Source organism: Allokutzneria sp. NRRL B-24872, from assembly GCF_002155965.1.
In the GTDB taxonomy this organism is placed as follows: Bacteria; Actinomycetota; Actinomycetes; order Mycobacteriales; family Pseudonocardiaceae; genus Allokutzneria.
The window spans coordinates 226-603 of record NZ_MUMH01000312.1; the positions used below are offsets into that span (position 1 = coordinate 226).

The following is a 378-nucleotide window of genomic DNA, read 5'->3' on the forward strand; positions in this document are numbered from 1 at the left end:
CGGCGTGCTGCTCGTCGCCGGACTGGCCATCTACCTGCAGAAGAAGCGGTCCAGGCGCTCCAGGGCCTGACACGCACCGCGACGGCTTGACTGCGTAGAGCCAACCCGATTATCGCCGCCGTCACGGGGTGACTAGCCTGCCTGCGTGCGTCTCACCGCTCATCGCCCCGTTGCGGCGCTGGTGGCCTCGGTCTGCGCGCTGCTGGCCGCGGCCCCTGCCCCGGCGGCGCTCGCGCAGTCGAACCCGTCCACCGCGTGTGCCTACCGCAGCGTGCCCGCGCCGCCGGTGGACACCTCGGAGCAGCCCCCGCCGGGCAAGACCGCTCCCGCCCCGCTGCCCGTTCCCGAGCGCCCCGTCGGCGGCCAGCGCCTCGCCGA

Annotated in this window: 1 pseudogene; it reads left to right on the top strand. The window is 74.9% G+C overall.

The features are described from left to right. Positions 1 to 145 precede the first annotated feature (145 nt). Positions 146 to 378 (top strand): annotated as a pseudogene (locus tag CCN37_RS37705) (hypothetical protein); the annotation flags it as partial.